The organism is Chroococcidiopsis sp. CCNUC1 (assembly GCF_023546805.1).
Taxonomy (GTDB): Bacteria; Cyanobacteriota; Cyanobacteriia; order Cyanobacteriales; family Chroococcidiopsidaceae; genus Chroococcidiopsis; species Chroococcidiopsis thermalis.
Map to the genome: position 1 here is coordinate 1,952,182 of NZ_CP097480.1, position 21,430 is coordinate 1,973,611.

Consider the following 21,430-nt stretch of genomic DNA (forward strand, 5'->3'; position numbering starts at 1 on the left):
CATTACCCATTACCAATTTTCTAAATTATGAAATTCCCCACAACTAGCAACCAATTACTCGAACTCCATACATGCACAACTCTGGAGGATTACGTCACCGCGATCGCTTGGTCGAGTGACGGTCAAATCGTTGCTAGCGACGCGGCGGGAGGGGTGACACTGTGGGATGGGGAAACACTCGTTCCTCTACAGACAAATAGTGGTACATCAGTTGATTGTCTCGCCTTCTCTCATGACGGGCAATTTCTGGCTACAGGAGGACAGGATGGACGAGTTAGAATTTGGCGCTGGTGCGATCGCCAATTAATTGCCACTTTGGAAAATGCTCCTGCTTGGGTGGATAAGTTGGCTTGGAATCCCAGAAGTAACCAACTAGCTTTTAGTTTGGGGCGCTACGTCCAAGTGTGGGATGCAAATACAGAGGAGATTGTTGTTACTCTCAATTTTGAGAATTCTTCTGTATTAGGAATAGACTGGCATCCAGATGGACAGTATTTGGCGATCGCGGGATATCAGGGGGCAAAGGTTTGGGATGCAACAGATTGGGATGACGATCCGTACGTTATAGATATACCATCGGCAAGTCTGGCGATCGCTTGGTCACCTGATGGCAAATATATCGCTTCTGGAAACATGGATCGGACGATTACAGTTTTAGAATGGGGCAATCCCAATCCCTGGGTGATGCGGGGCTTTCCTGGTAAGATTCGTCACCTAGCTTGGTCAAGTATTAAGACGCAACGAGACGCACCGCTACTTGCCTCAGCTAGCGTTGAAGGGATTGTGGTATGGGAAAAACTAGAGGATGAAAATTTAGGCTGGGATAGTAGATTGTTGCAGCGACATACAGATATCGTACAAGCGATCGCCTTTCAACCTGGTAGTCTACTTCTCGCTTCGGCGGCGGTTGATGGTTGGCTGTGTTTGTGGCAAAAAGCCAAGCGTATCGCGCAGTTAATCGACGATGCAACTGATGGGTTATCTTGTCTAGCTTGGCATCCTCAAGGGCAAAAATTAGCAGCAGGGAGTCAAGCAGGGGAATTGTTGCTGTGGTCAAAAGCTTCGCGGGGAACTGGATTTGGTCGCGGTAAATAGTCGATCGCCTGCCGAATTTCTGAAACTTTTTGCTCGTAGGTGACATCATCTAAAACTGGTGTAGCAGCCTCAAGATCGATCGCTTCATTTAAATCGATCCACGATCTGCAACCCCCATATTCAACACGATAGGAAATTTGACGCGATCGGGATAACTTATAAGCCCGCAAAAGTAAGACATACACGGGTTGACGGGGTTTCCATTTGAGGCGATCGCGAATAAATTTTTCGTTCCAAACATGGAACGGTAGCAAAGCATTCACAATTGTCTCGTCTAACACTGGCACAATATCAGTAATCTTTGCCCAACTGCCGATTTTAATTGTCTCAGGATGCCAACCAGATGCTACCGGAGTCACTTGCGAAGCATACTCAGGCTTGAGTAATTCGGGCTGTTGGTGTTCGTAAGTGGGGTAAAGCAGAACCTCGTCGCGATCGACTTGAAATTGTCCGCCACTTTCACGGATACCACCTTTACGCAATAGTAAGATCGTTTCGCCCCGTTCGATCGCGTTAACAGCAACCGCCCATTCCTTAAGTGCGTGGATTGTGGTTAGTAACATCGGTAAATCTCTATAATTTGCCCTCTCTAATAATTACCACTTCTATTGTGTTGCTGCCATCAATTCAAACAATAATTTGCTAAACAATAATTCGACTAGGGTAAGTGACGATAAGTTCCTGAAAACATTGTCTAATTAAGTATTCTCATAACCTGCGATCGCATTCACTGATGCGGTCTTTTTTTTGTTGTGGAACAGCATAGTACTTCTCTCGATCTCCATCCTAGTAATGGTTTGGTCAAGACGAATGGCGATCGATAGCACAGCTAAATAAAACTACTGTATAACTTTAAAGCAATTTATAAAACAATTGGGAACTAAATCAAACACAGCAACGTTTTTCGATGATTTTCTGACTCAATTATTTAAGCAAATTGGCTGATTTGAAATCATAATTATCGTCGTCAGCACTGAAATTTCTTTGTTAGTATTGCCAAGACAGTTACAAAGTTATTGACTGTAACACCACAGCAAGTGAGGAAATAAAAATGGGCGGAAATATAACTAAGAAAAGCTTGAATACAAAACTTTTTAGCTTACTTGGAATTGCTGGTGCTAGCGCTTTACTCGGTTTACCAGCGTTTGCTCTACCTAATTCCTCCGATGGAAATACCAGACAGTTTTTAGCTCAGTCTACTTCTAGCCCTAGTAGTGGCAGTGGTTCTTCTACTGGTACAGAAATGTCACCAGGCAGTAGCACGACTCCAGGTAGTAGCACTTATCCTGGCAGTAGCACCACTCCAGGTACTACCACTTATCCTGGCAGCACCACTCCAGGCAGCAGCACCACTCCAGGCAGCAGCACCACTCCAGGCAGCAGCACCACTCCAGGCAGCAGCACCACTCCAGGTACTACCACTTATCCTGGCAGTACGACTCCAGGAAGCAGCACGACTCCAGGCAGCAGCACGACTCCAGGTACTACCACTTATCCGGGTACTGGTTCTGATTCCAATGGCACTACGACTCCTTCTAACTCTGGTAGCGGCACGATGACTCCGGGTAGCAGCACCACTCCAGGTAGCGGTAGCATGACTAGCCCTAATAGTTCTAGTGATTCGGAGATGACCCCTAGCAGCAAGCCCAGTGGCTCTAAGAAAACTCCATCTCAAAGTGGTTCTCAGACAACCCCTCGATAAAACATTAGCGGCTAGCAGTCAGTCAACAAGTATTTAATTCCGAATTCCGAATTCCGAATTCCGAATTCTACCTAACCGCTAGCCCCATTTGTCAAAATTCTCTGGGCGCGGCGTGCTTCTGCATCCGTGCCTTCTACGATGACTAAATACTCTTGTGGGAAAGAGCGATCGCTTTCTACATTTGGACTTACTGTCAGTCTGTCAGCGCAGTTTAAGGTTGAGATCGCACCACCACAAGCCAATCCAATTCCCGTACCGAATAAAGTCGCAGCTAAAGTTGTTCCTACCGTGCCAACAGCTAACGTTGGAGCAACTCCTGGTACCAGTAAAATACCAATACTTACTAAACAACCACCGATCGCGCCGACTGTGCTACCGACAATCATGGCACAGGGCGATTTTTCTGTTTGTTCTGTTGCGAGTGCGCCAGCTTGAGTTCTCTGAATTGCCGCTCTCAAATCTGCCAATAATGCTGCATCTTTACTGGCTACAGAAATATGACTAATAGGAAAACCCGCACAATATAATTTGGCAAATGCTTGTTCTGCTTCCTGACGAGTTGTAAATGTACCCACGGTGCATCTATGTTTTACTAAAACCATCTGCTCCTCCTCTAAATCCGCTTTGTTCGATAGTTATTAACTGTTGTTTAGCCACCATCACTCAGTCATACAGGCAACATTACCAGTTGCACCTACTTAGAGTTAGGCTTATTTTTCGTTTTTATATCTTGCTAAAAACAACTTAGATCGAACAAAGTAGTAGAGAGAAGAATTGAAATATAATGATAAGCTTTATCGCTAATTTCTTTGAGATTTCAATCTTGAAGTTAAGAGATATTAAGGTGTCCGAGCTACGATTGAAATTAAGTACAAATATCTAATTCCTCAAATTATTTCATGCATCAAAGTTAAGGATAAAAATGTTTCTTATGCAAAATATCTGCGATCGCGTAGACAGTCAAAAGTTGTAGGGGCGGGTTCACTGAAAATATTTGCCCTATTCAAAATTGTTTGATAACCCCGCCTGTACAGAAGTCAAAATCGATCGCCCCTCACTCCTAACTATCCAATGACCATAAAAAAACTCCATTTATCACGCAGGACTTTGCCCTGAATAAATAGGAGTTGATGTATATAGTTAAAGTTTGTAGTTAAAAAGTTTTTACTTGATGTAAAGCAGACAGAGTTGATTCAAATTATGCTTCTTCCTCCTTGCTTTCGCTACTACAACCAGGAGAAGCCTCATAAAGTGCGTCTAATTGGGCGCGGGCATCTTCAACATCAATAGACCGCATGACTAACAGCGGTTCTCCGATAGGGTTACCAGCTGCGTCCAGTAATTCAGGGTGAGGTACGGAGCGATTTGAGATATAGGAAAGATTTCCTCTATTTTGCATGGGCGATCGCGGTGCAGCAAACGTGCGATCGCGCTCGAAACTGAACATAATTAAGTTGCGAATTAGATTGCTTACAGCTATCAACGCTAGGATAGTAAAAGCAAGGATGTAAAGTAAGTGTAACATCGAGTTTTTTCTCCAAGCCAGCCAGTCTATACAGTTTTTTGCGAGTTTTTACGAACTTTTACCGCTTTGCTAAAGGCATTGACCGTTATCTCTAGCATCACAGAATTTGCTTCGATATACAATCGTCTACTCAGAATATTTCAGTCAAGCATGTATATTACAAGGAACACTTTATCTAAATAAAATTCTTTAAAGTTCTACCTCTGGCTGTGTTGCCTGCTCCGACCGGAAGCGAATTGCGACTTTCCAACATTCTGTCACTAATTGATGCCAGGGTACGAGCGTTGCCATGTCAATGCCTACTTGTCCCCCAGTTGCCTGAAACATGAGCTGTGCTGTACTTACCTCCTGCTGGGCTTGCTTAACTCTTGCCAACAATTCAGATTGCTGTTGCGGTTCTAAAAATGAAACTTTCTCATTTTCTAAAAACGTTTGCGATCGCCCGAACCAATACTTAAAATCTTCAAGTAGCGGTTGGAGTAAGGTTTTTAACAACTCAGGTTCTGGCAAGTTTTGATTAAGCATGAATGAAAAGTAGATTACTAACCTACCACTAATTTTAACTTAGTTCAAGATTCTTTACATTCTGTCATTAGAAGTAACTGGGAGCAGGGAGCAGGGAGCAGAGAAAAGAGAGCTGAGGAAGCTGAGGAGGTTGAGGGAGCTGAGGGAGCCAATACCAACTACTAACTACCAATTACCACTCCCGACTCCTGACTCCTTACAATAGAAGGCAAACGGTATTGGTTTACAGTCTCATCAACATAGTTTTGTAATTAAAATGTCTAGTTCAGAATCCCATTGTCAACCGGAACAGCAGGAACAAGCACCGCAGGAAAAAATTTATCTCCCTCGCACCAGTGAATCAGAGACATTGCAGAAAATTCGCCACACTACCTCTCATGTCATGGCGATGGCGGTGCAAAAGTTATTTCCTAAAGCACAGGTGACTATTGGACCCTGGATTGAGAATGGATTTTACTACGATTTTGACAATCCCGAACCGTTTACAGAAAAAGATCTCAAAGCCATCCAGAAAGAGATGGTGAAGATTATCAATCGTAAATTGCCTGTCATTAGGGAAGAAGTCAGCCGCGAGGAAGCCGAACAGCGGATTCAGGCAATTAAAGAGCCGTATAAACTAGAAATCCTGGCAGATATTAAGCAGGAACCAATCACGATCTACCATTTGGGGGATGAATGGTGGGACTTGTGTGCTGGACCCCATCTTAACAACACGGCAGAGTTGCAACCCAAAGCAATTGAGTTAGAAAGCGTTGCTGGGGCATACTGGCGCGGTGATGAAACCAAGGCGCAGCTACAACGAATTTACGGCACGGCTTGGGAATCAGAACAGCAATTAGCTGAGTACAAGCGTCGTAAGGAAGAAGCCCTCAGACGCGACCATCGCCGCTTAGGTAAAGAACTAGGACTATTTATCTTTAGCGATGAGGTGGGACCGGGTTTACCTCTGTGGACTCCCAAAGGAACGCTGTTACGCAGTCTTTTAGAAGATTTTCTCAAACAAGAACAGCTCAAACGCGGCTATCTTCCTGTGGTAACGCCCCACATTGCCAGAGTCGATTTATTCAAAACCTCTGGTCACTGGCAGAAATATAAAGAGGATATGTTTCCATTGATGGCAGAGAATGAGGAAGCAGCAGCCCACGAATTGGGTTTCGTTCTCAAGCCGATGAACTGCCCGTTTCACATCCAAATTTACAAGAGCGAATTACGTTCTTATCGCGAATTACCAATGCGGTTGGCAGAGTTTGGAACTGTATACCGTTACGAACAATCGGGTGAATTGGGTGGTTTGACGCGGGTGCGTGGTTTTACGGTAGATGATTCTCACCTATTCGTGACTCCAGAACAACTCGACAGCGAATTTCTCAATGTGGTGGATTTGATTCTGTCGGTATTTAACAAGTTGCAACTGAAAAATTTCAAAGCAAGACTGAGTTTCCGCGATCCGGCTTCGGATAAGTACATTGGTTCTGACGAGGCGTGGTCAAAAGCTGAAGGAGCAATTCGCCGCGCTGTAGAAAAGCTAGAAATGAACCACTTTGAAGGAATTGGGGAAGCAGCATTCTACGGTCCCAAGCTCGATTTTATTTTCCAAGATGCTTTGGAAAGGGAATGGCAGTTAGGTACGGTACAAGTTGATTACAACTTACCCGAACGCTTTGACTTGGAATATGTTGCAGAGGATGGCACGCGCCAGCGCCCAGTAATGATTCATCGCGCTCCATTCGGCTCGTTAGAAAGATTAATTGGGATTTTAATTGAAGAGTATGCAGGAGACTTTCCCTTGTGGCTAGCACCCATCCAAGCTCGATTAATGCCCGTCAGCGATGCTCAATTGATGTTTGCTAAAGAAGTCGCAGACAAGATGCGATCGCTCAACATGCGCGTAGAAGTCGATACCAGTGGCGATCGCTTGCCGAAAATGATCCGCAATGCTGAAAAGGCAAAAATTCCCGTCATGGCGGTTGTAGGGGCGAAAGAAGTGGAGTCCGATAGTTTGAGTCTCCGCGTTCGTACTGCTGGTAAACCATCGGCAGATCTCGGCACGATCTCTGTCCCTGCGGTGTTGGAAAGGATGCAAAAGGCGATCGCCAACTACACTAATTTCTAATCCTGAGTATTACGCCCCCATTAAAAAGCGGTAACGACACACCGTCAGCCTCGATCCCCCAACCCCCTTAAAAAGGGGGCTTTAAATTTCCCCTTTTGAATCGGACTCGATCCCCCAACCCCCTTAAAAAAGGGGCTTTGTTTCCCCCCTTGAAAGGGGGGCTAGGGGGATCTTCGAGGAGCGATCGCTTTTAACTGAACCGTATTGGGGGCTAGGGGGGATCGAGATCTGCAACTTCAAGCGCGTAACTTTTTACTCGTCGATCTGCCAAGAATCCTTCGTTAACTCTTCATCAATAATGTGCTTGGGACGCACGACAACAACAATTTTTCCCAGTAACTTGACATCTGGTTGAGTTTCAAACCAACCAAAGTCAACTTCCCCCGCTGCATCATAGACAAAATAACTATTGACATCCCATTCTCTAGCGTGACGGTCGGCAATGACTAGAACTGGTTCCGATGTTGTAGCTGATTGATTGGGGAGGCGATCGCTTTGACACAAAATTGCGATCGGATCTTCAGCACTGCGGACTGTTTGCCAACCTGGTAAGGCTACCCAAGCCTGTTCCCCAGCAAACTTGACAATCCGAAAAGGCTCTACTGCTTCTACTATTGGTACAGCTTGAACTTCAGCCGATTTTAACGGCATTTCCCCAACAACTGGAATCAATCGCGGTAATTGATCTTCGGAGTCTGGACGATAAAAAGGGATGGTTGGAGCCGGACGCTTGGGAACGACGGTAAAATCGACAAGCAACTGTTCGATCTTTTGTCTTGCCGTATCCGAATCGGCAAACCTTAGCCCCTTAGCAATTAATCGCGATCGCTCTTGTAAATCTGATTTTTGTCGTGCCAGTCGCCAACACTGATAAGCAATTGCATCCCCTGGACGATCGGCAAATCCTTCGGGTAAGTTACGCAGGCGAGAAAATTCTTTCATATCCCGTGCCACTTCCTTAGCCATATCCGCATCTAAGTTGTGAGCCAAGATAAATTCTGCTGCGGCGACTCGTTCTGCATTATTGAGCAACCGCAGTTCGTACAAAATATCGCTGCCTTTTTGAGTAAAGCGCGATCGCACTGCCTCAGAAGCATTTGTTTTTTCTAAAGAAGTATAAACCTGCGCGCCTACAATCACCTGATTTTGTTGCACTGGTTCAAATCCCGTCGCTTCAAAGATCTGCTGTGGTGTTTGCCCTGCTTTTTGCAACTGGGCGATCGCTTGACCCCATTCCACCCAACTACCTTGTTTTTGCCGCAGGGATGTCAGCGTGGCTTCGATGTCGAGTTGGTTGGAGGGCGATTCAGTCATGATGAGGAGTGAGGAGCGAGGAGTGAGGAGCGAGGGAACAAAACGTTTATTATCCGTTGTTTGATTATATATGTAAGAGTTTTATTAGATTGACCTATTTAAAATTTCTTGCAGTGCAAATGTTTGCCTAGTCAGAACCAGCCTTATCCTAATTTAGAGGATAGTAACTAGCTTTTACTTCCTCTTGTCTACTCCTTCTTGTCCTCCTTGTCTCCCTTGTCCCAATTTTGAATTTTGAATTTTGTTCCCCTTATCCCCCTTATCTTCCCCCTCTCCCTTATCCCCTCACTCCTCACTCGTCACTCCTCACCCCTCATATGGAAGTTCAACAGATATTCGATCGCATTGCCCCAGTTTACGATCGCTTAAATGACTTGCTGAGTTTAGGTCAGCACCGCATTTGGAAGCAAATGACAGTTAAGTGGAGCCAAGCAAGCTTGGGGGATACCTGTGTCGATCTATGTTGTGGTAGCGGCGATTTAGCGCTGCGTCTCGCCCGTCAAGTAGGAGCTAACGGACGAGTATACGGGATAGATTTTTCATCGCAACTGCTGGCGATCGCCCAACAACGCAGCCAAAGCCAATATCCCCAACCCCCGATTTCTTGGGTAGAAGCAGATGTATTGAATTTACCTTTTGCCAATAATCATTTTGATGCTGCAACGATGGGCTATGGACTGCGCAACGTTATCGATATTCCTTGTTGCTTAAAAGAACTGCATCGAGTTCTCAAACCTGGCGCTAAAGCGGCAATTTTAGACTTTCATCGCCCTGAAAATCCTCAATTTAGAGCTTTTCAACAATGGTACTTAGATAATCTCGTCGTTCCCGCCGCCCGTCACTTCAATCTCACGGAAGAATACGCCTATATCAGCCCCAGTTTAGATCGATTTCCTTCAGGTAAAGCACAAGTTCAACTCTCGCAAGAAGTAGGGTTTGCAACAGCCACTCACTACCCAATTGCCAACGGTATGATGGGGATATTGGTCTTAACTAAGGGATGGGGTTAGGAATTCGGAATTCGGAATTCGGAATTCGGAATTAAAACACGCACTACACTCTTTCCCGACTCCTGTACGGGCGGGTTTTGACCGAGAATTCATTGCCTCAGTTACTATCTATTTGCGCGCACCCGCCCCTACGACTCCCCATTTCCCACTCCCTAACTCTCATCTCCTGCTTGTATGGATTGGTCTCATTTCTGGGTTTATGTTAGTCCGCCGATCGCGGGAGCAATTATTGGCTATTTCACGAACGATTTAGCCATTAAAATGCTGTTTCGTCCCTACCGAGCGCGTTATTTTGCCGGAAGACAATTACCTTTTACTCCTGGTTTAATTCCTCGCAACCAAGAACGCTTGGCAAAGCGGGTGTCGGACACGATCATGGGTTCTCTACTGACACCAGAGGAATTGCAGAAGTTGACGCGGCGATTGCTGCAACCGGAGCGAGTGCGAGGAGGGATAGAATGGCTGTTAAGACTGGCGATCGAACAGGTTCGTACTGATAGAGATCAAAGAGCAACCAAAATTCTGGCGGGAATTTTACGCGATTTGGTTGGGGAATCTTTACCGCGTTTGTTTAAGGTGTTGTTGCGACGAGAAGAGTTTTTAGGCACTCAACTCAATCAAATTTTCGACCAGGTATTACTTGAGTTTCAACTCAGCGACGAGCAAGCGGGGAGGTTAGCTGATTGGTTGCTGCAAGTCGTTCTTCCACCAGACGCAATTCGGCAGTTAGTCATCGATCTTTTAACCGATCGCACAATTCAAATTATTGATGAGAGTTTTCGCGAAAAAACGAGCGGTACGTATTGGGTAGTTGCTAACTTATTTGGTTTGCGTAACACTTTGGCGCGCCTGCGAACGTTTTGTTTGGACGAAAGAGAAGTTACGAATGCGCGGATTAAGGAGTTAATTCAAGAGCTTCAAGTCCGCGAGCGCCTTAAAGTTTGGTTGAAAAGTTTATCGTTGCAAAATTTACCTGTTTCTACTGTAAAGCAATTACGCAATACAATTCGAGAAACAGCAATCGGCTATTCTCAAATTCACGGACCAGAGTTTATTCAAGGATTTAGCGATTCGATTGATTGGGAAAATACTGCTAGCGTGCTGCTCAATCGTTTGCGTAACTCTCCTGCTTTCAGTTCTTCTCTAACCGCGATCGGTCAAGAGTTATCTTTAATTTTGGAGCGTTATTTAGAGCAAGATTTAGAAAATTTGGTGGCACAGGCACTTCCAATTCTATCGATCGACCAGGTAATTATCGATCGCGTCAAATCTACCTCTCCTGCCGAATTAGAAGCTGCGATCGAAGGAATTGTCAAAAATGAGTTACAGGCAATTGTTAACTTAGGTGGTGTTCTCGGTTTTGTCGTGGGACTATTTCAAGCCGGATTGTTATTTTTCCAACAAATTCAGTAGGGTGGGCATTGCCCACCACACTTTGCTAAATTTCCGTTTCGCTAATCTCACGCACGACGTAATCGAATGGTTCATCGACAAACGTAATGTTAGTCATTCCAGCCGTCACTAACTTTTCTTTGACGATATTTTTCATCAGCTGGATACTTCGAGCAGTGGGACCTAAAGGGATTCCTAGAGAGTTGAACGTATCTCGCAAACCAGCCAGCAATCGTTCGTCTAAGACGCTAGCATCTCCAGCCACGATCGCATAGCTACAATATCGCAAGAAGTAGTTCATATCTCGCACGTACATATTGTAGCGGCGTGTTGTGTAAGCATTGCCACCTGGACTAACTAGCTCTGGATATTCTTGGAATAATAGACTAACTGCTGTTTTGACAATCTCAGCTGCATTGGAACCAATAACGCCTGCTACCTGTACCCGTTTCTCACCATCAGCTAGAAACTCTTTCAGAGTCTCAACAACCTCGCGATTTAAAGAACTACCCGTTAAATCGCAATTCTTGGCTACGCTTGTTAATTTATCTTGCATTAGATTCCTCTCCGAAACGTTTATATTAAAACAACTATTCCGCTGGAAACCTGAAGCTAAAAGAGTGATATATCGTTCTAAAAATTGGGTCTTAGGATTGAGTCTACCATAACGATCTGCTCTAACTATTTTGCTCTAACTATAATGAGATTATTGGTATTCATCTGTAGCGTAGCTGCATAGTGACTCTCTACAAATTTATGCCATCTGCTCAAAATGAGTTGGCAGAGATAGGCTTGAGATAGCACGATCGCAGGAGATTGTTGAGGATGAGATCTCAAGCAGAAAATGGCACTTCAATTCTGGAGCGAACAAAAGATTGGGTAGCTGCGGCTGGCGATACTTTTAGCCATACGATCGCGCGGATAACTACCACAACTCAAGATGCTGCTGGCAGTCTAGCAGATCAGGCGATCGCACCGATTGCCTCCACGCAGGCGACTGTGTTTCAGAGTTGGTTAGAAGCACATCCAACCGTAGAGAGATCGCTACAAGTTCTGAATTGGGCAACAGAACACCCCATTATAAGTGTAATTATACTGTTATTTGTCATTGCGATTGCCTGGAGTTTAATTAAATCTATCGGACGCTTGCTTGAAAAGTTCTGTTTGTCCGTATTACAAATGCCGCTGAAATTAGGGTATTTTTTAATTCAAATGAGCTGGCGATCGCTGCATAAATTATTCGCTCGATTTAGCCTAAAATCTAATCGAAGAAACATGCATCAAATGCACGTCGTACCGACATCAGACGCGCAAACAAATTATACCGACCAACACCAGCGACTATTAGAAATTTCTGCTAAGTTAGCCCTGCTTAATCAAGAGCAAAACGAGTTGATGCGCGAAGCTCTATCAATTCTTAGCTCAAATCAAATTGCTACAGAAGATATTCCCAAAAATTTTCAGCACGAAGTCTTTTCAAATATTGATAAAAGCATATTTCAAAGTTAGTAAAGTGGGCATTGTCCACCCTACTTTGAACTTTTGACTTTGAACTTTTGACTTTTGACTTCCTTAATATCTTTCCAATAACAACTTTACTTCTTCTTTCAACGCCCAATCTTTCATGGCTTCCCACTCAGCCAGACGGACGGCAATGTATGCTTGAGCGAGTTCTTTGCCTAAAGCATCAAGGAGAACTTTATCGGTTTGGAGATTGGCGATCGCCTCACCTAGATTTGTTGGTAGGGCATCAATTCCCTTCGCTGCTCGTTCCGATTGGGACATAGATCCTGGGTCAACTGGGATCGCCTCTTTTGGTTCGAGTTGACGACGCACGCCGTCCAATCCAGCGGTGATGACTGCGCCTAGAGCGATGTAGGGATTGGCAGAAGCATCAACAGTTTTGATTTCAATCTGCGTCGGACTGGGACTTGCAGGATCGCTAGGGACTCGGATCGCGGCTTCGCGGTTGTCGTATCCCCAAGTGCGAAAAGCCCCACTCCAGGAGTGAGGGCGAATGCGACGATAGGAGTTGATACTAGGGGTAGTCAGTGCCATCAAGGCGGGTAAATGCTCCAAAATGCCAGCAATAAAAGCACGGGCAATTTTTGAGATTCCAGGCGCGTTCCCAGTGTCGGAAATCAGATTTTTACCATCTTGCCAGAGACTCAGGTGCAGGTGACAACCACTACCCGCTTGTTCGGCAAAGATTTTTGGTAGAAACGAGGCTTTGAGTTTGTGGCGCAATGCTACTGCACGCACGGTTTCCCGAAAAGCAATTTGGTAATCTGCTGCTGACAAAGCGCGGGTGTAACGCACTGAAATTTCATGTTGTCCGCCACCAGATTCGGGATGGTACTGTTCTACAGGGATATTTTGGGCGAGGAGGGCTTCAGCAATTTCGTTAATAACTGCTAAATTAGCATCCATCGCGAAAGTAGAAGCAAAGACCGTGCGATCGCCTGGTTCTACTCCCAATCCATTCTCAGCGGGATGGAGTAGATAAAATTCATTTTCAAACGCTGCCATCACCTCTATCCCTGCTTCTTGCGCTGCCGCGATCGCTCGTTTCAAAAAGTCTCGCGGACAGTAAGCCCAAGGAATGCCATCTTGCATCATATCGCCAATCGCGCGAGCGTGACCTGTAGAATAAGGCAGTACGCTCAAGGTATTCCAATCTGGGATTAGGCGAATTTCACCTACAGGACTCAACCCCGTTTCCGCCACTACCGCGTCGTGCATCACGGGAACCGCTTGCTGTGCCGCACTAATGCCGACTCCATAATCCACTAGCTGAGATAACGCGCCGATGTGTATTGCTTTGCCACGAATGATATTGGCATTGTCGCACCAGAGAATACGAATAAATTGCACCCTACTTGCCTGTAAGGTTTTATAAATCGTGTCTTGCATCATGGCGCTTCCTGCATTGCCGTGGAAATTCATTTTTGAGGTTCCGTATACTGTTGCTTTGAATACCTTTGCTCTAACTCCAGTAGTGCTTGCTTGCAGGTAATTCCCCAGCGATCGCCTTCTAAACTACCTGTAGTAACTACCCGAATGACAGGTAAAAATGAGGGCAATTGGGTTAGTCGCACAGGCACGGACAACGGCGCGGATGGCAGTTGGCTACCCGATACTGCGGGTAATATCGCTGTATGTTACGGTCGTACCAATGGGAATGGTTTGTAGCGCCTGCCAAACTTGCAGTTGAAATGCAGTAGCTTTGACATCATAAGGCAAATCGGGGAAGAGCGAACGACCACTGAGATAATTTGTTAAAGATTCTACCTTTGACGTATTCGTGCATCGGCTAGTTGTAATAGATGGGGTTAAATCTCAACCAAGAGAAACTTCTGGAATATCTACTAAATCGGGCAACCAATTTTGACTGCTAGCTGCTGAATCGTCGCGATCGCGATCGCGCTGGCAACGAGTGGCAAATTGACAATATTCGCAGTTTTTATTTCCCTCTGGAATTTGCGGAAATGGTTCGCCTAGTTCGTAGCATTTCAACCAATAGGTAAATCTATGTAATAACTGCTGTAATTCTTTAGCTGTTTTTTCGTGTTTGGCTTGACTGTAGGTAAATTTAATTTGTTGTAACGATTTTGGCTGCGCTACTTCTAAAGAAGATGGGACATACCAATAAGTCATCGAAATCTGTTCTGGTAGGTAGTCGCTGGTTGCGGCTAAGACATATAAATATAGCTTTGTCTGCCAATTCTTTTCGAGCTGAGCTTTTTTTGGTAATTTGGGGTTTGTCTTCCAGTCGAAAATTTGGGCTTGGCGATCGTCTGCGATTAATAAGTCGTAAATAACCGATAATAAATAATCTTGCACTTGCAGCGTGCGGTAATGTTCGCTTTCGCGAAAAATCTGCCGATTTGCATCTAGATTTAAAATTTCTGGTGCAGCAGTCGCAAAGGCATTCATCCAGTGTTGTAACTGGATGTCTTCCTGCACTAAAGATTCAATTGGCAAGCCCAATTCTCGCTGTTGCATCAGCAAGTGAAACCGACTTCCCCAAGCTTGTCTTTCTTGTTGTTCCGATGTCGTAGGCGAACCGAATAGATCTAAATAGGTATGTTGAAATTGACGCGGGCAACGTTCTAGCAAGTTGAGTTGTCCTTGAGATAGACGCATCATAGTGCGATCGCAGGCGATTTGATTCAAATTATTCTCCGTGTTCCCGATAATCTTCTGACGATTCAGGGTTGAGTTCCCAGCGTTCGAGATCGCGTTGCTGCAAATTTTTCCAGGTTTCTACTGGCTGTCCGTCTATTGAGGTAATCCCCATTGAATGCAACAGATTCTCAGTCACGCTTTGATCGGGAGTGGGATTGTCTCCCCCAACTGCTTCTTCACCGACAACCTCGGCTTGATACCAATCATCGTCAAGATCGCCGCCCGTCACGTCTTCACCATAGATCGATGGATTTTTCAAACGTTTCAGAATCGTACCGATTTCCGCGTCGCGATCGCTCAATTCCTCGAAGACTATGTCGATATTGTCCGTACCAATGAGATCTGCTAATAACAACTCTTCATTTTCAACTGATGGCTTTGATGAAGGGTTGACTGCATCAGAAGGATTTGTACCTGCCATAAGACTCGCTCCTTGCAGCCTAGATAAGAGATGGTTCTCTGTCTCTTGATACTTACAATTTTAACCCTAACTATGCCAGCTCTCAGTAATTTGTAATACTTAGCGTTATGGCTGTCATTTGTCATTTGTCATTTGTCGCTTGTCATTTGTCATTAAACTAACAGGCGATCGCCTCAATCTAACTCAACTTGCTTAATAAAATCAAGCGCGATCGATGCAAGTTTTTCGGGATGCCAAAGCATCCATTCATGATAACCTTCTTTAACAATAGTTAGCGTGGAATTTGGAATGAGATTAGCCATGTCTCGTGCTACAGATAATGGTGTAGTTAGATCTTTCTCCGACCATAATATTAAGCAAGGGGCTTTAATACTAGGTAATAAATGTGTCGAGTCTTGATACAATGAAATGAGTAAGGCATAAATAATATTTCCAGTATTAAATAAGAGATTATGAGTAAAGACTTTAGGAATATCAAAAAACTGTAACTTTAGCTTGGGAATAGAAATTTGAGCGGTCATCTCAATTGCTCGACGCGGTACAATTTCTGGAATAGATACAGATGGAATTCCCGTGCTATCTAATAAAACCAGACTTTTTACCCGCTCTGGAATGAGAGTAGCTAAAGTAATGGCAATTCCTCCACCTAACGAGTGTCCCACCAGATGCACTTGTGGAAGATTTAGTGCTTCTAAGAATGAAACAATGAATTTTGCATAGCTGTGGTAATCAGAAATTAGATTGTGGTAGGAGGAACGAGCAAAACTAGGTAAATCGGGAGCGATGACAGCGTGTTGTTCGGCGATGAGTTCTAAAACTTCTTGGTAAGGCTCGGATGAGATTCCCCAGCCATGTAAAAACAGAATGGGAGTTGAAGAATGCCGAACGCTTTGCTGATAAAAAATGCTGCAATCTTGCACTTGGATGCGATAGTCAACAAAATGATTTAAAGTTTTAGCACTCATATTTCAACTTGTCCTCTTGTTTCTTTGTCTTCCTTACTTTCTTTTTCTCCTTGCCATCGGTTGAGAATATCTTTAACCAAAACTTCTTTTAACCAAATTTGAGTCACGATTAATAATGGAATAGCAAGAAATAAGCCTAAAAAGCCGAACAAACTGGCAAATACAACGACAGCAAGAATAGTGAATACGGGTAACAAAGAAACTTCCCGTTGCATGATTATTGGTACGAGTACTAAACTTTCAAACTGCTGAATTGCTAGATATAAAACAATAACCGCTCCAGCTTTCCAAGGAGCGTCTAAAAGTGCCAGCAAAACCGGAGGAATGACGCTTAAAGTAGGTCCCACGTTAGGAATAAATTCCAATAAGCCTGCTATTAAAGCATTCACTAAAGGTAATGGAACTCCTAAAAGAGATAATCCAATAAAAGAGACGACTCCAATCCCTACCATTGCAAAGAGAGTGCCTTTAATCCAACCAACTAAAGAGTCTTCGCATTCTGAAAGAATTTCGTCCACTCGACGACGATAGAAAGCAGGAAAAGCAAGAATCAACGTGCGGCGATAGGGGACGGGATTGAGTAGCAGCATAATCGTGAGGACAAAAAATAGGAGGAAATTCACCACCGCTGCCAAAGAGTTATTCAACACGGTGACAAAGTTACCTAATATTCCCCTACAAAAGACTGAAGTTGTTGAGTCAGATTGCTCAAGGGTGGGGCGGCTTCTAAAACTCGTCCGGGAATTAAGCTGCGTACCCAGTTATACCAGCCAAGCACCCGATCCGATATTTCTGGCAGGAGCTTTACCAACTGTTGCAATTGCTCTACAATGCGCGGCACGACGATCGCGAAAATCCCAGCCACGATCGCGAGTAAGGCAATAACCGTAATTGCTATGGCAATCCCGCGCTGGATACGATAGCGCTGAAGCAACCGCACGACTCGGTTGAGAACCGTTGCCAAGACAACAGCAGCGAATATGAGCAAAACAACTTGTCGCAGTTGCCACAGAACGTAGAGAGAGATAATCAGGGCGAGAAAACCAATCCATTGCCCGATCCGCACAGCACCGCCTCCATTTTTTGGCTATTGCCAGCAATTTTGCTGTTACTGTATGCCCTTGCCGCGATCGGTGTCTTCCTCCTTAGGGGGAAGGGAGCACAGGGGGACAAGGAGGACAAGGAGGACAAGGGGGACAAGGGGACAAGGGGGACAAGGGGGACAAGGGGGACAAGGAAGACAGGGGGGACAAGGGGGACAAGGAAGACAGGGGGGACAAGGGAGAATAATTATCAACGAAATGACAATTATTAACTTCCCTAAAAAGTTTTCCGCCCCAATCCATTTAATATGTTATGGATATATGGATATTTGGTAAGTCGGTTCGCGTGCCTCTGCTGACCTGATACTACATGACATCTGATTCTGCCCATTCAGAACTAGTTCCAACTATTACTGCGCCTTCCCCAGAGGCGATCGCTAGTTTACAAGTTCGCCTCAAAAGTGAGGAAGGACGGCTGGTGTTAACGCTACCAGCAGAAGGAGAACCCTCGGCGCTCAACTGGTCGGATCTTTGGATACAGTTAAAACAACGGTTGCAGGGAGGCGATCGCTTCTGGCAACCAAATACGACTGTCGATCTCATGGCAGCGGATCGGTTGCTGGATGGCAGACAACTGAAGGCGATCGCTGATGCCTTGTGGGAAGTCCAATTGCAACTGCGACGTGTCTGTACGACGCGCCGTCAAACTGCTGTAGCCGCCGCTACCGCTGGTTATTGCGTCGAGCAACAAGCCCCACCAGTATCGGCAATCAATCAACTCCCGGCAGCATCGCCCGTGCCTTTAGCAGAACCGCTGTACTTACAAATGACCGTGCGATCGGGGACGGAAATTCGCCACCCTGGTACGGTCGTGATTTTGGGCGATCTTAACCCAGGTGGAAACGTCATTGCCGATGGAGACATTTTAGTCTGGGGGCGATTGCGGGGAGTTGCCCACGCAGGAGCCAGCGGTAATTCTAAATGCCTAATTGTTGCCCTGCAAATGGAACCCACGCAGTTAAGAATTGCCGATTCTGTAGCTAGAGCGCCAACAACGATACCAGATCGGTTTTATCCTGAAGTTGCCTACGTTACACCCGAAGGCATCCGCATCACAAAAGCCGCTGATTTTTCTAAGTCCCAGTTTATATCTAAGCCATGACTCGCATCATCGTCACAACATCTGGAAAAGGAGGGGTGGGTAAGACTACCTTCACAGCCAACATTGGCATGGCACTAGCCCGCATGGGGCGCACGGTTGTCCTAGTCGATGCGGATTTCGGGCTGCGTAATTTAGACTTACTGCTAGGTCTAGAAAACAGGATAGTCTACACTGCCGTTGAAGTTGTCACTGGAGAATGTCGTTTAGAACAAGCCCTAGTTAAAGATAAACGCGAACCAAAACTAGTCCTGCTACCAGCCGCCCAAAATCGTACCAAAGAGGCAGTAACCCCAGAACAGATGAAACAACTGGTGGGGACTTTGACCAAAAGTTATGAGTACATAGTTATAGACTGCCCAGCCGGAATTGAAACGGGCTTCAAAAATGCGATCGTGGCAGCGCAAGAAGCAATCATTGTCACTACACCAGAAATCGCCGCAGTCCGCGATGCCGATCGCGTAGTCGGTCTATTGGAGGCGAACGGAGTCAAGCAGATTCAGTTAATCGTCAACCGCCTGCGCCCCGCGATGGTGCAAATGAATGATATGATGTCAGTGCAGGACGTGCAGGAACTTTTGGGCATTCCCCTATTAGGCGTAGTCCCAGAAGACGAGCGCGTGATCGTTTCCACTAATAGAGGCGAACCCCTGGTTTTAGCTGAAGACCCTACCCTAGCTGGTAAGGCATTTGATAATATTGCCCGCCGATTAGAAGGCGAAAAAATCGAATTTCTCGATCTCCATCCCGTGCATGAGGGTTTTCTTTCTCGTCTGCGCAAATTGTTGTGGACGAAACTAATTTAAGCCCCAATTTAACAACCTGCAACCTGCATCCAGATGCCATGTTTAGCGATCTTTTAGATAAAATTTTTTCTAATAATCCGAACGATAACAACAGTCGTTCTCAAGTCAAGCAACGGCTGCAATTAGTAATTTCCCACGATCGCAGCGATTTGAGTCCGCAAACAATCGAAAAAATGCGGCGGGAAATATTAGAAGTGGTTGGTCGGTACGTCGAACTGGATGTAGAAGGGATGGAGTTTTCTTTAGAAAACAACCAAAGAGCTACGGCTTTAATTGCTAATTTACCAATTCGGCGAGTGAAAACAGACGAATGAAACGTGGTAATTGGTAGTTGGTAATTGGTAATTGACGATTGATAGTTCTTGCTCCTGTGCCCCTCTGCACCTGAAGCTCTCTTCCCCGACTCCCCTGTACGGGCGGGTTTTAAGTCACAATTTATAGACGGAAGCCGTGAATCTGCTGGCTAAACCCGCCCCTACGACTCCCGACTCTCGACTCCCGACTCCCTGATAACTGATAACTGATAACTGATAACTGATCGGTGGTACTCTGGAAGATGGCAAGTTTATGTCTGTCTGTAAAGATGGCAAACTCGCATCCGTCTGAATGATGGCAAGTTTGTAGATAAACTGTCCGACCGGATCTAAAACATAGCTGAAATCGAACTTAGGCGAGAGAATGGTCACCACCGCAGAAAAAACAGGTATTGGATACATTACACAAATCATTGGTCCTGTTGTAGACGTAAAATTCCCAGAAGGCAAACTGCCAGCGATCTACAACGCTCTGACTATCAAAAGCACCAATGAAGCTGGACAAGAAGTTTCTGTCACCTGTGAAGTGCAGCAACTTATGGGCGATCAACAGGTGCGTACAGTTTCCATGAGTTCCACCGATGGTCTAGTTCGCGGGATGGAAGCGGTTGATACAGGCGCTCCCATTTCCGTACCAGTAGGTAAGGCTACCTTGGGTCGAATTTTCAACGTCTTGGGCGAACCCGTAGATAACAGAGGACCTGTTAACACAGAAGAAAAATTCCCCATCCACCGCGAAGCACCCAAACTCGTAGATTTGGAAACCAAACCTTCCGTGTTTGAAACGGGGATCAAAGTGGTTGACCTACTCACACCCTATCGACGTGGTGGCAAGATCGGTCTGTTCGGTGGTGCTGGTGTCGGCAAAACCGTAATCATGATGGAGTTGATCAATAACATTGCAACTCAACACGGCGGTGTGTCTGTATTCGGTGGCGTGGGCGAACGCACCCGCGAAGGAAACGACCTTTACAACGAAATGATCGAATCTGGGGTAATCAATAAAGATGACCTCAACGAGTCGAAAATCGCTCTGGTTTACGGTCAAATGAACGAACCACCTGGAGCCAGAATGCGGGTGGGACTATCAGCGTTGACAATGGCTGAGTATTTCCGCGATGTCAACAAGCAAGACGTATTGCTGTTTATCGACAACATCTTCCGTTTCGTCCAAGCGGGTTCGGAAGTATCCGCACTACTAGGACGGATGCCTTCAGCGGTAGGATACCAACCCACTCTGGGTACGGACGTAGGCGAACTGCAAGAGCGGATCACTTCGACTACAGAAGGTTCTATTACCTCCATTCAAGCCGTTTACGTTCCAGCGGACGACTTGACCGACCCCGCACCAGCAACGACCTTCGCTCACCTAGACGGTACTACCGTACTGTCTCGTGGTTTGGCGGCTAAGGGCATTTATCCGGCTGTAGATCCACTGGGTTCTACTTCCACCATGTTGCAACCCAATATCGTCGGTGACGATCACTACGGTACAGCTCGCGCCGTTCAAGCGACCCTCCAGCGTTACAAAGAACTGCAAGACATCATCGCCATTCTGGGGTTGGATGAATTGTCGGAAGAAGACAGACTGACAGTCGCACGGGCGCGGAAGATCGAGCGCTTCCTCTCGCAGCCGTTCTTCGTAGCTGAAGTCTTCACTGGTTCTCCTGGTAAGTACGTGAAGCTAGAAGAAACAATTAAAGGCTTCAAGTCAATTCTGTCTGGAGAATTAGACAGCCTGCCAGAACAGGCTTTCTACATGGTAGGCAGCATTGAAGAAGCAGTCGCCAAAGCGGAAAAAATGAAAGGTTAGTGGCTAGTGGCTAGTGGCTGGTGGCTAGAAAAAGACTAACCACTA

The 21,430-nt window shown here is 45.6% G+C and carries 24 protein-coding genes and 1 pseudogene; 11 read left to right on the top strand and 14 right to left on the bottom strand.

Annotated elements, in window-relative coordinates:
• Positions 1-27: 27 nt before the first annotated feature.
• Entirely contained in the window at positions 28-1,095 is a 1,068-nt protein-coding gene (locus M5J74_RS09180; RefSeq protein ID WP_250016366.1) for a WD40 repeat domain-containing protein, read from the top strand.
• Here M5J74_RS09180 and M5J74_RS09185 read toward each other — a convergent pair.
• Positions 1,029-1,658 (bottom strand): DUF1802 family protein, encoded by a 630-nt coding sequence (locus tag M5J74_RS09185; protein WP_250016367.1) that lies wholly within the window; start codon positions 1,656-1,658, stop codon positions 1,029-1,031. The two genes, M5J74_RS09180 and M5J74_RS09185, sit on opposite strands and share 67 nt — an antisense overlap.
• A gap of 488 nt (positions 1,659-2,146) precedes the next feature.
• On the opposite strand from M5J74_RS09185, the gene M5J74_RS09190 reads away from it, so the two are divergent.
• Positions 2,147-2,797, top strand: a complete 651-nt coding sequence (locus tag M5J74_RS09190; RefSeq protein WP_250016369.1) for a hypothetical protein — start codon at positions 2,147-2,149, stop codon at positions 2,795-2,797.
• A 71-nt stretch (positions 2,798-2,868) separates the two neighbouring features.
• Here the strand turns inward: M5J74_RS09190 and M5J74_RS09195 are convergent, their stop codons facing one another.
• The 3 genes from M5J74_RS09195 to M5J74_RS09205 form a co-directional block, all read right to left on the bottom strand.
• Positions 2,869-3,399 carry a hypothetical protein gene (locus M5J74_RS09195; protein WP_250016371.1) on the bottom strand — a complete coding sequence of 177 codons (531 nt, stop codon included), beginning with the start codon at positions 3,397-3,399 and terminating at the stop codon, positions 2,869-2,871.
• A gap of 596 nt (positions 3,400-3,995) precedes the next feature.
• Positions 3,996-4,322: a DUF2973 domain-containing protein gene (locus M5J74_RS09200; protein WP_106169280.1), complete on the bottom strand. Its 327-nt coding sequence runs from the start codon at positions 4,320-4,322 to the stop codon at positions 3,996-3,998.
• Between the two features lie 189 nt (positions 4,323-4,511).
• Positions 4,512-4,847 carry a DUF2605 domain-containing protein gene (locus M5J74_RS09205; RefSeq protein WP_015153826.1) on the bottom strand — a complete coding sequence of 112 codons (336 nt, stop codon included), beginning with the start codon at positions 4,845-4,847 and terminating at the stop codon, positions 4,512-4,514.
• 256 nt (positions 4,848-5,103) lie between these two features.
• On the opposite strand from M5J74_RS09205, the gene thrS reads away from it, so the two are divergent.
• Complete coding sequence (gene thrS, locus M5J74_RS09210; protein ID WP_015153827.1) at positions 5,104-6,960, top strand: threonine--tRNA ligase; 1,857 nt, start codon at positions 5,104-5,106, stop codon at positions 6,958-6,960.
• A gap of 252 nt (positions 6,961-7,212) precedes the next feature.
• On the opposite strand, the gene M5J74_RS09215 is transcribed toward thrS, so the two are convergent.
• Positions 7,213-8,274: a RuBisCO accumulation factor 1 gene (locus M5J74_RS09215; protein WP_015153828.1), complete on the bottom strand. Its 1,062-nt coding sequence runs from the start codon at positions 8,272-8,274 to the stop codon at positions 7,213-7,215.
• 317 nt (positions 8,275-8,591) lie between these two features.
• On the opposite strand from M5J74_RS09215, the gene ubiE reads away from it, so the two are divergent.
• Positions 8,592-9,284, top strand: a complete 693-nt coding sequence (gene ubiE / locus M5J74_RS09220) for a bifunctional demethylmenaquinone methyltransferase/2-methoxy-6-polyprenyl-1,4-benzoquinol methylase UbiE (RefSeq protein WP_250016372.1) — start codon at positions 8,592-8,594, stop codon at positions 9,282-9,284.
• Between the two features lie 174 nt (positions 9,285-9,458).
• Complete coding sequence (locus M5J74_RS09225; RefSeq protein WP_015153830.1) at positions 9,459-10,697, top strand: DUF445 domain-containing protein; 1,239 nt, start codon at positions 9,459-9,461, stop codon at positions 10,695-10,697.
• 25 nt (positions 10,698-10,722) lie between these two features.
• On the opposite strand, the gene M5J74_RS09230 is transcribed toward M5J74_RS09225, so the two are convergent.
• On the bottom strand, positions 10,723-11,232 hold the full coding sequence (locus M5J74_RS09230) for an allophycocyanin subunit beta (protein ID WP_015153831.1): 510 nt from the start codon (positions 11,230-11,232) through the stop codon (positions 10,723-10,725).
• Positions 11,233-11,501: 269 nt separating this feature from the next.
• On the opposite strand from M5J74_RS09230, the gene M5J74_RS09235 reads away from it, so the two are divergent.
• Positions 11,502-12,185 (top strand): hypothetical protein, encoded by a 684-nt coding sequence (locus M5J74_RS09235; protein WP_250016374.1) that lies wholly within the window; start codon positions 11,502-11,504, stop codon positions 12,183-12,185.
• Positions 12,186-12,248: 63 nt separating this feature from the next.
• Here M5J74_RS09235 and M5J74_RS09240 read toward each other — a convergent pair whose 3' ends face one another.
• The 7 genes and pseudogenes from M5J74_RS09240 to M5J74_RS33380 form a co-directional block, all read right to left on the bottom strand.
• Positions 12,249-13,622, bottom strand: a complete 1,374-nt coding sequence (locus tag M5J74_RS09240) for a glutamine synthetase family protein (protein ID WP_250016376.1) — start codon at positions 13,620-13,622, stop codon at positions 12,249-12,251.
• On the bottom strand, positions 13,619-13,780 hold the full coding sequence (locus M5J74_RS33370; protein WP_199197711.1) for a hypothetical protein: 162 nt from the start codon (positions 13,778-13,780) through the stop codon (positions 13,619-13,621). The genes M5J74_RS09240 and M5J74_RS33370 overlap by 4 nt, the downstream gene beginning before the upstream one ends.
• Positions 13,781-13,805: 25 nt before the next feature.
• Positions 13,806-13,919: an MGMT family protein gene (locus M5J74_RS33375; RefSeq protein WP_199197710.1), complete on the bottom strand. Its 114-nt coding sequence runs from the start codon at positions 13,917-13,919 to the stop codon at positions 13,806-13,808.
• A gap of 96 nt (positions 13,920-14,015) precedes the next feature.
• The gene (locus M5J74_RS09250; RefSeq protein WP_371934022.1) at positions 14,016-14,822 is read right to left on the bottom strand and encodes a PD-(D/E)XK nuclease family protein; all 807 of its coding nucleotides are present in this window, start codon (positions 14,820-14,822) and stop codon (positions 14,016-14,018) included.
• A gap of 31 nt (positions 14,823-14,853) precedes the next feature.
• Positions 14,854-15,285 (bottom strand): DUF6335 family protein, encoded by a 432-nt coding sequence (locus tag M5J74_RS09255; RefSeq protein ID WP_015153835.1) that lies wholly within the window; start codon positions 15,283-15,285, stop codon positions 14,854-14,856.
• Positions 15,286-15,458: 173 nt separating this feature from the next.
• Positions 15,459-16,250 carry an alpha/beta fold hydrolase gene (locus tag M5J74_RS09260; RefSeq protein WP_015153836.1) on the bottom strand — a complete coding sequence of 264 codons (792 nt, stop codon included), beginning with the start codon at positions 16,248-16,250 and terminating at the stop codon, positions 15,459-15,461.
• Positions 16,247-17,316, bottom strand: a pseudogene (locus tag M5J74_RS33380) (AI-2E family transporter). Before M5J74_RS33380 ends, M5J74_RS09260 begins: the two are co-directional and overlap by 4 nt.
• 24 nt (positions 17,317-17,340) lie before the next feature.
• Between M5J74_RS33380 and M5J74_RS09270 the strand changes: the two are divergent.
• The 4 genes from M5J74_RS09270 (at position 17,341) to minE (ending at position 19,572) form a co-directional block, all read left to right on the top strand.
• Complete coding sequence (locus M5J74_RS09270) at positions 17,341-17,565, top strand: hypothetical protein (protein WP_250016380.1); 225 nt, start codon at positions 17,341-17,343, stop codon at positions 17,563-17,565.
• A 98-nt stretch (positions 17,566-17,663) separates the two neighbouring features.
• Positions 17,664-18,455 carry a septum site-determining protein MinC gene (gene minC, locus M5J74_RS09275; protein WP_250016382.1) on the top strand — a complete coding sequence of 264 codons (792 nt, stop codon included), beginning with the start codon at positions 17,664-17,666 and terminating at the stop codon, positions 18,453-18,455.
• Positions 18,452-19,258 carry a septum site-determining protein MinD gene (gene minD, locus M5J74_RS09280; RefSeq protein ID WP_015153839.1) on the top strand — a complete coding sequence of 269 codons (807 nt, stop codon included), beginning with the start codon at positions 18,452-18,454 and terminating at the stop codon, positions 19,256-19,258. Before minC ends, minD begins: the two co-directional genes overlap by 4 nt.
• Positions 19,259-19,296: 38 nt before the next feature.
• Positions 19,297-19,572, top strand: a complete 276-nt coding sequence (gene minE / locus M5J74_RS09285; protein ID WP_041462942.1) for a cell division topological specificity factor MinE — start codon at positions 19,297-19,299, stop codon at positions 19,570-19,572.
• A 114-nt stretch (positions 19,573-19,686) separates the two neighbouring features.
• Here minE and M5J74_RS09290 read toward each other — a convergent pair whose 3' ends face one another.
• Complete coding sequence (locus M5J74_RS09290; RefSeq protein WP_127024054.1) at positions 19,687-19,944, bottom strand: hypothetical protein; 258 nt, start codon at positions 19,942-19,944, stop codon at positions 19,687-19,689.
• Between M5J74_RS09290 and atpD the strand changes: the two genes are divergently transcribed.
• Positions 19,937-21,385, top strand: a complete 1,449-nt coding sequence (gene atpD, locus M5J74_RS09295) for a F0F1 ATP synthase subunit beta (protein WP_015153841.1) — start codon at positions 19,937-19,939, stop codon at positions 21,383-21,385. The two genes, M5J74_RS09290 and atpD, sit on opposite strands and share 8 nt — an antisense overlap.
• The last annotated feature ends 45 nt before the right edge of the window (positions 21,386-21,430 follow it).

What these genes read in the sequence shown, in the direction of transcription:
- M5J74_RS09180 (WP_250016366.1), top strand. Translation starts at nt 28, where the DNA reads ATGAAATTCCCCACAACTAGCAACCAATTACTCGAACTCCATACATGC.
- M5J74_RS09185 (WP_250016367.1), bottom strand. Translation starts at nt 1,658, where the DNA reads ATGTTACTAACCACAATCCACGCACTTAAGGAATGGGCGGTTGCTGTT.
- M5J74_RS09190 (WP_250016369.1), top strand. Translation starts at nt 2,147, where the DNA reads ATGGGCGGAAATATAACTAAGAAAAGCTTGAATACAAAACTTTTTAGC.
- M5J74_RS09195 (WP_250016371.1), bottom strand. Translation starts at nt 3,399, where the DNA reads ATGGTTTTAGTAAAACATAGATGCACCGTGGGTACATTTACAACTCGT.
- M5J74_RS09200 (WP_106169280.1), bottom strand. Translation starts at nt 4,322, where the DNA reads ATGTTACACTTACTTTACATCCTTGCTTTTACTATCCTAGCGTTGATA.
- M5J74_RS09205 (WP_015153826.1), bottom strand. Translation starts at nt 4,847, where the DNA reads ATGCTTAATCAAAACTTGCCAGAACCTGAGTTGTTAAAAACCTTACTC.
- thrS (WP_015153827.1), top strand. Translation starts at nt 5,104, where the DNA reads ATGTCTAGTTCAGAATCCCATTGTCAACCGGAACAGCAGGAACAAGCA.
- M5J74_RS09215 (WP_015153828.1), bottom strand. Translation starts at nt 8,274, where the DNA reads ATGACTGAATCGCCCTCCAACCAACTCGACATCGAAGCCACGCTGACA.
- ubiE (WP_250016372.1), top strand. Translation starts at nt 8,592, where the DNA reads ATGGAAGTTCAACAGATATTCGATCGCATTGCCCCAGTTTACGATCGC.
- M5J74_RS09225 (WP_015153830.1), top strand. Translation starts at nt 9,459, where the DNA reads ATGGATTGGTCTCATTTCTGGGTTTATGTTAGTCCGCCGATCGCGGGA.
- M5J74_RS09230 (WP_015153831.1), bottom strand. Translation starts at nt 11,232, where the DNA reads ATGCAAGATAAATTAACAAGCGTAGCCAAGAATTGCGATTTAACGGGT.
- M5J74_RS09235 (WP_250016374.1), top strand. Translation starts at nt 11,502, where the DNA reads ATGAGATCTCAAGCAGAAAATGGCACTTCAATTCTGGAGCGAACAAAA.
- M5J74_RS09240 (WP_250016376.1), bottom strand. Translation starts at nt 13,622, where the DNA reads ATGAATTTCCACGGCAATGCAGGAAGCGCCATGATGCAAGACACGATT.
- M5J74_RS09250 (WP_371934022.1), bottom strand. Translation starts at nt 14,822, where the DNA reads ATGCGTCTATCTCAAGGACAACTCAACTTGCTAGAACGTTGCCCGCGT.
- M5J74_RS09255 (WP_015153835.1), bottom strand. Translation starts at nt 15,285, where the DNA reads ATGGCAGGTACAAATCCTTCTGATGCAGTCAACCCTTCATCAAAGCCA.
- M5J74_RS09260 (WP_015153836.1), bottom strand. Translation starts at nt 16,250, where the DNA reads ATGAGTGCTAAAACTTTAAATCATTTTGTTGACTATCGCATCCAAGTG.
- minC (WP_250016382.1), top strand. Translation starts at nt 17,664, where the DNA reads ATGACATCTGATTCTGCCCATTCAGAACTAGTTCCAACTATTACTGCG.
- minD (WP_015153839.1), top strand. Translation starts at nt 18,452, where the DNA reads ATGACTCGCATCATCGTCACAACATCTGGAAAAGGAGGGGTGGGTAAG.
- minE (WP_041462942.1), top strand. Translation starts at nt 19,297, where the DNA reads ATGTTTAGCGATCTTTTAGATAAAATTTTTTCTAATAATCCGAACGAT.
- atpD (WP_015153841.1), top strand. Translation starts at nt 19,937, where the DNA reads ATGGTCACCACCGCAGAAAAAACAGGTATTGGATACATTACACAAATC.